This is a genomic window from Kitasatospora arboriphila (assembly GCF_039528095.1).
Lineage (GTDB): Bacteria > Actinomycetota > Actinomycetes > Streptomycetales > Streptomycetaceae > Kitasatospora > Kitasatospora arboriphila.
Genome location: NZ_BAAALD010000178.1, coordinates 1 through 7,032, shown reverse-complemented (window position 1 = coordinate 7,032; position 7,032 = coordinate 1). Strand labels below are relative to the sequence as shown.

The window sequence follows — 7,032 nt, the reverse complement described above, 5'->3', positions numbered from 1 at the left end:
CCCCGGCCGCCGGTGCGGACGCCGCCCGGGCGACGGCCACCGCGCCGGCCGCCGGGCGCTCCCGCAGGGGCGAGGCGGGCGCCGCGGCGCTGGCCGCCGTGCTGTCCATGGCGGCGTTCTGCCTGGCCGGCGCCCTGCGCGGGACGTACCCGTTCGGGGCGCGGTCGCGCGCGGTGAACGACCTCGGCAACCAGTTCGTGCCGTTCCACGCCCACCTGTGGGACCTGATGCACGGCCGGGGCGGCGGCGACCTGCTGTTCAACTGGAACAGCGGCTACGGCTCGCCGTTCCTCGGTGACTTCGTCACGTACCTGATGAACCCGTTCTCCTGGCTGGTCGGGCTGTTCCCGCGGGACGCCGTCAACCTCCCCGTGTTCCTCGTCACCCTGCTGAGCATCGGCCTGGGGGCGGCCGCGATGACGGTGCTGCTCGGCCGCCTGGCGCCGGGCGGCCCGTGGCTGCGCGCCCTGCTCGCGGTCGGCTACGGGCTCTGCGCCTGGGTGCTCAACGACGGCTCGCCGGACCCGATGTGGATGTGGGGCCTGGTCTCGCTGCCGGCCGTGGGCCTGGCCTGCGACTGGTGCCTGCGCGGCCGGCGCTGGGTGCTCGGCACCCTGCTGGTCGCCCTCGCCTGGGCGGGCAACTTCTACACCGGGGCGATGGCGACCATCGCCTCCTGCCTGGTGCTGCTGCTGCGCCTCGCGCTGGCCGGCACCCCGTGGCGGGAGCGGCTGCGGACGGCCGGGCGGGCGGCCGGGATGTTCACGGTCGGCGTGCTGCTGGCCGCGCCGGCGATGACGGTCTCGCTGAAGGCCAGCAAGGCCTCGCAGCCGGCCCCGCCCGCGACCTACGAGGGCGCGCCGGGCCTCACCGACTACCTGGCGCAGCTGCTGCCCGGCGGCCGCTCGGACCACTCGGTGCCGAACGTCTTCGTCGGCGTGCTGGCGCTGCTGCTGGTCGCCTCGCTGCCTTTCAACCGGCGGGTCCGGCCCGCGGAGCGGATCGGCTGGTACGCGCTGCTGCTGCTGGTCGGGGCGAGCTTCGTCTGGGAGCCGACGATCCTGCTGTGGCACGGGCTGGCGATCCCCAACGGCAGTCCGTACCGCGCGTCGTTCGTGCTCAGCGGCATGCTGGTGATGGCGGCCTGGGCGTCGCTCGCCCGCCGTCCGGACGTCCGGGCGCTGCTGGGCGGCGCCGGGCTGGTGGCGCTGCTGGCGCTGGCCGGGCACGGGCAGAGCTCGGTCCGCTGGTCGACCTGGATCGAGGTCGGGGCGGGCGGCGCGCTGCTGCTCGGTGCGCTGCTGGCGCTCGCCCGGTGGCGCACGCGCCCGCTCGTGCGCCGGTCCGCCGGCGCGGTGCTGGTGCTCACCGTCTTCGCCTCGGCTGCGCACACCGCCTGGGCGGTCACCGAGATCCGTGACCGGCTGCCCTTCTACCAGCCGCGCACGACCGTCTCGGCGCAGTCGACGGCCGCGGCCGAGGCGCTGCACGCGGCCGACGACTGGCCGAACGGCCGCACCGACCCCGGTCCGCACGAGTTCGCCAACAACGACCCGCTGCTGCTCGGCGGCCAGGGCGGCTCGTACTACAGCAGCTACCTGCCCGCGGTGACCGCCGGGATGCTGCAGGAGCTCGGCGCCGGCTGGTACATCCAGGGCCGGCACACCCTCAGCCCGGCCGACCCGGTCGGGCGGGCGCTGTTCGGCGTCACCACGTACCTGGACTCCACCGGTGCGCCGGGCGGCTTCGCGGTGAAGCACGCCGCGGCCGCGCCGCTGGTCACCGTGCACCCGACGGCCGCCCCGGACACCCGCTCGGTGTGGAGCCGCCAGGAGTCGCTGCTCGGCGCGCGGGTCTACGAGACGCCGGCCCCGGAGTGGACGGCCGGTCCGCGGCCGGTCCGCTCGCCGGGCGGCTGGCGGGTGCCGGCGACGCCGAAGGGCGGCACCTGGACGACGTTCACCGCGTCCTGCACCCCGGGGCGCACCGCCTTCCTGTACGCGCCCTGGCTGGGCGGCACGGTGATGGGCGCGGGCGGCAAGTACACCAGCTGGGGCCGGCAGCCGATGACGGCGATGCCGATCCGCGAACTCGGCCCCGTCCCGGCCGACGGGCGGGTCACCGTCCAGTTGCGGGCCGCGGCGAAGGCGGAGGTCCCGGAGCTGCCGCTCGGCTGCCTCGATCCGGCGGCGCTGTCGGCCGCGCTGCACGGCCTGCACGGGGCGACGGAGGTCACCGCCGGCGGCCACGGGCTGCGGGCGGAGCTGCCGGCCGGGTCCACCGGCACCGCGCTGATCTCGGTGCCGGCCGTGGACGGCTGGCGGTGCTCGGTGGACGGCGGCCCGGCGCGGGCCCCCCGGTCGGTGCTCGGCATGACCGGCGTCGACCTGGGCGCGGGCGCCTCCGAGGTGTCCTGCGACTACCGTCCGCCGGGTCTGCTGCCCGGTCTCGCGGCGAGCGGGGCCGCCGCCGCGGTGCTGCTGGGCGTGGCGCTGCTCACGCGGCTGCGCCGCCGGAACGGGCGGGCGGCCGACGGCGGACCGGTACCATCTGTGTGAAATCAGACAGGCAGGGTGAGGGGTCAGTGCGTGCGGCCGCCGACTGCGTCGAGGCCGGAGGTGGACTGGTGCGGCTGTCCGTGGTGGTGCCCTGTTACAACGAGGAAGCGGTGGTCGAGCTCTTCGACACCGCGATCCGCGCGAGCCTCGACGCCCTGCCGGTCGAGTACGAGCTCTGCTACGTCGACGACGGCAGCGCGGACGGCACGCTGGAGCGGCTGCGCAAGATCGCCGCGGAGCACCCGGACACCACCCGCTACGTCTCCTTCAGCCGGAACTTCGGCAAGGAGGCCGGCATGCTGGCCGGCCTGCGCGAGGCGACGGGCGACGCGGTCGTGCTGATGGACGCCGACCTGCAGCACCCGCCGGAGCTGATCGAGCGGATGCTGGAGCTGTACGACCGCGGCCACGACCAGGTGATCGCCCGCCGCACCCGGGAGGGCGACAAGCCCGTCCGCACGGCGGTCAGCCGGCTCTACTACCGGATGGTCAACCGCTGGGTGGACGTCGAACTCCAGGACGGCGTCGGCGACTTCCGGTTGCTGTCGCGCGCCGCGGTGGACGCGCTGCTGTCCCTGCCGGAGTACAACCGGTTCTCCAAGGGCCTGTTCTCCTGGATCGGCTTCGACACCGTCACCTTCGACTACCAGAACGTCGCCCGCGAGGCCGGCGAGACGAAGTGGCGGTTCGGCGCGCTGCTCAACTACGGCATGGACGGCCTGATCTCGTTCAACAACCGGCCGCTGCGGATCGCCATCTACCTGGGCCTGGCCCTGGTCGGGGTGGCGGCGCTGTACGCGGCGTGGATCACCGGCGTCGCCCTGGTCGACGGCGTGGACTCCCCCGGCTACGTCACCCTCATCGTGGCGATCGTGGGGCTGGGCGGCCTGCAGATGGTGATGCTCGGTCTGATCGGCGAGTACATCGGCCGGATCTACTACGAGACCAAGCGGCGGCCGCACTTCCTGGTCAAGGAGACCAACGTGCCGCGGGCCGCGTTCCGCGCCGAGGGCCACCGCGCCCGTGCCGGGGAGCCGGTGTGAGCCCGCAGCTGTGGCAGGTCGTCAGGTTCGGCCTGGTCGGTGTGGTCAACACCGGCACCTTCTACCTGCTGTACCTGGCCTTCCACCCGTACCTGCCGTACTTCGCGGCGTTCAGCGCGGCGTTCTTCCTGAGCATGGTCGGCTCGTTCTTCCTGAACACGTACTTCACGTACCGGACCCGGCCGACCTGGCGGAAGTTCCTGCTCTTCCCGCTGCCGAACATCACCAACTACCTGGTGCAGAGCGGCGGGGTGTTCGTGCTGGTGGAGTGGGCGCGGGTGGACGACCGGTTCGCGCCGCTGCTGGCCGCAGCGGTCGCGATCCCGATCACCTACGTGCTGTCGAAGCTGGTGCTGACCGGGCGGGGCACGGGCCCCGCCGGCGGCTCAGCGCAGGGTGACGACCTCGGCCCGGCGTCCGCCCGGGTTGAGGTGGTGGAGCAGTAGCAGCCGGGCCGCGGCGTCCGCCCGGGCGACCCGCAGCACGCTGCCCGGCCGCTCCGGCACGGCGACGGCGGCCGGCCCGTCGGTGCCGTCGCGGACGTCCAGTGCCGGGTGCAGCACGTCGAGGGCGAGGGTCGGCCGGCCGTCGGTGAGACCGATCGAGCCGAGCGCGTCCTGCTCGCTCGGCGCACCGGGCAGCACCTGGCCCGTCCACAGCGCGTACCGGACGGTGCTCGCACCGGACTTCAGCCCGGGCAGGGCGGAGAGCCGGACGGGCAGCACCAGGGCGTCGCCGTCGAGCAGCCCGGTGTCGGTGTCGCCCCAGCGGGCGTTCAGCGGCTGGACGTCCAGTTCCTTGCCGGTGCGGGCGTCCGTGGTGCGGGCCACCAGGACGTCGCTGCCGCGCAGCCGGGCGGCGGCGACGATCGCGTCGGTGCGGCCGTCCCCGTCGGTGTCCAGCGAGGCGCGCACCCCGAACATGCCGACCGGGGTGTCGGCCGGGCCCCACAGGGCGGCGGCCAGGTAGAGGGTGCCCTCTCCGAGCGGGTCCCCGTGCGCCGGGGCGTCGCTGGCCGCGCCCGCGAACCGCAGGTTGGCGGCGCGCTCGCCGGGCCGCTCCACGCAGATGTCGTCGGCGTCGCCGGCGTCGGCGCAGTCCGGCCAGCGGGCGGCCTCTCCGCCGTACACGAAGGCGCTGAGCAGCCCGGCGCCGTCGCCGGCCGGGGTGCCGGTGCCGGCCAGGGCGAGCATGGTGGCGCCGGCCCGCCCAGCGGCGAGCTGCGGCCCGGCGGCGAACTGCGAGGCGGGCCGCGGGGCGGCGAACAGCGGCACCCGCAGCTGCGGCAGGCCGGTGTCGGCCGGGGTCAGCAGCAGCCGGCCGGAGAGCTCGCCGCGGTAGCTTCGGGCCCGGCCGGCCTGTTCGAGGTCGAGGGTCGGGTCGGGGGTGCGGGTCAGGCTGCCGGGGACGCGCAGGGTGACGGTGACCCGGGCGGTGCCGCCGGGTTCGACGGTGACCTGCCCGGGGCTGATGCCGAAGGAGGCCCCGGGCAGCTCGGTGGCGGCCGCGTAGCCGGTGGTGTAGGTGAGCGGGGCGTCGCCGTGGTTGCGGATCTCCACCTGGCGTTCGAGCTCGACCGGGCCGGTGGCCTCGACCGGGCCGAAGGAGACGCCGACCGCGCCGTCCACCGCGCCCTGGCCCGCCGCGTAGGCGACCGCCGGGGTGGCGACGGCGGCGTCGACCCGGGCCCGGCCGGCGCCGGTGCGCTCCGGGCCGTACACCGGGCTGCCGGGGTCGGCGTCGTGCCGGGTGTCGACGGCGGTGTTCATCAGCGCGGCCTTGACCTCGGCGACCGGCCAGTCGGGGTGGGCGGCGCGGACGAGGGCGGCGAGGCCGGTGACGTGCGGGGCGGCCATCGAGGTGCCGTCCTCCCGCATGCCGCCGCTGCCGCTGCCCGCCTTCGCCGACCAGATCGTCTCGCCGGGCGCGGCGACGTCGGGCTTGACGATGCCGGGCACCCCGATCCCGCGGGAGGTGAAGGGGGTGAGCATGTCGGTGCGTTCGGGCCGGTCCTGGGAGACCGCGCCGTGCAGGGTGTTGCCCGGGGCGGCGAGCTGGACCTTCACCGGCCCGTCGGCCACCGCGGCGAGCAGCCGGTCGGAGTCGGTGCGGGCCAGCAGCACGGCCGGGATCCGGCTGTCGCCGGCGATCTCGGCGAGGGACTCGCCGTCGGCGGTGAACAGCGTGCCGACGGCGCCGGCGTCCGCGGCGTGGTCGGCGCGCACGGCCGAGCCGCAGGCCCGGTCGGCGTCCTTGCTGCGCCAGGCGAGCACGGCGATCCGGCCCTTGAGCCGGGCGGCGTCGGCCGCGTCGAAGGCGGTGCAGCCGTCCTGCTGGTCGGCGGGCCGGGCGAGTTCGGCGGTGACGTCCCGGTCGGACCAGCCGGTGTACTCGGAGCTCCAGTGGCCCGGGACGACGCCGGCGAGGGAGGCGGGGGCGAGCACCCGGATGCCGTCGGCGTCGCCGTGCGGGTCGACCGAGGCCGCGACGGTCACCACCCGGGCGGCGGTGCCGGGGCTGCCGCCGATCCCGTACAGGTCGCCCTCGTTGCCGGCCGAGGCGACCACCACGGTGCCCAGGGCGGACAGCGCGTCGGCGGCGAGCGAGTCTGCGTCGTCCGGGCTGCCGAAGGCGCTGCCGAGCGAGAGGTTGACCACGTCGAGGCGGTCGGAGAGATCGCCGTCGCCGTTCGGGTCGGCGGCCAGGTCGAGGGCGTGCGCGAGCTGGTCGGTGGAGCCGTCGCAGCCGAAGACGCGCAGGGCGTAGAGGGTGGCGCCGGGGGCCGCGCCGGGGGCGACGGAGAAGGCGGCGGGGTCGAGGCCCTCCCGGTAGGGGCCGCGGTAGGGCTTGCCGTCCTTGGTGACGCCGAGGCCGGCGGCGGTGCCGGCGACGTGGGTGCCGTGGCCGTTGGCGGCGCAGTCGATCGGGTTGGCGTCCGGGTGCGGCACGGGCTGGTGGTGCGGCGAGGACGGGTCCGGGTTGTAGTCGTCGCCGACGAGGTCCTGGCCGCCGGCCAACTTGGCGTTGGGGAATAGCGCGGCCGGTGCCGGGCGGGCGCCGTCGACGGCGGCGAAGGCCTCCGGGGTGCCGGGGCCGCCGAAGTCGGCGTGGGTGTAGTCGATGCCGGAGTCGACGATGCCGATCCGCACCCCGCTGCCGGTGGTGCCGTCCGGGCCGGACCAGACGGCGGGTGCGCCGGTCAGCGGGACGGAGTGGGCGTTGGCCCGGTGCTGCAGGGTGACGCGGTGCACGGCGCGCACCCCGGGCAGCGCGGCCAGCCGGGGCACGGCGGCGGCGGGCACGGTGACGGCGACGCCGCTGAGCAGGGTCTGGGTGCGGTAGACCACCCGGGCACCGGGCGCGGCGGCCCGGACGCCCGCGGCGAGCCGGTCGACGGCCTGCACGGCGCGGGCGCGCTGCCCGGCCCCGGT

General features: G+C 76.0%; 4 protein-coding genes. 3 read left to right on the top strand and 1 reads right to left on the bottom strand.

The window, feature by feature from the left end:
- The 3 genes from ABD353_RS38865 to ABD353_RS38855 form a co-directional block, all read left to right on the top strand.
- Nucleotides 1-2,558: YfhO family protein (locus ABD353_RS38865; RefSeq protein ID WP_344628449.1), on the top strand; the 2,558-nt coding region annotated here is incomplete at its 5' end.
- A 68-nt stretch (nucleotides 2,559-2,626) separates the two neighbouring features.
- Nucleotides 2,627-3,601 carry a glycosyltransferase family 2 protein gene (locus ABD353_RS38860; RefSeq protein WP_344628450.1) on the top strand — a complete coding sequence of 325 codons (975 nt, stop codon included), beginning with the start codon at nucleotides 2,627-2,629 and terminating at the stop codon, nucleotides 3,599-3,601.
- On the top strand, nucleotides 3,598-4,047 hold the full coding sequence (locus ABD353_RS38855; RefSeq protein WP_344628448.1) for a GtrA family protein: 450 nt from the start codon (nucleotides 3,598-3,600) through the stop codon (nucleotides 4,045-4,047). Before ABD353_RS38860 ends, ABD353_RS38855 begins: the two co-directional genes overlap by 4 nt.
- On the opposite strand, the gene ABD353_RS38850 is transcribed toward ABD353_RS38855, so the two are convergent.
- The coding region (locus ABD353_RS38850; protein ID WP_344628447.1) for a S8 family serine peptidase at nucleotides 3,988-7,032 on the bottom strand (3,045 nt) is incomplete at its 5' end. The genes ABD353_RS38855 and ABD353_RS38850 overlap by 60 nt on opposite strands.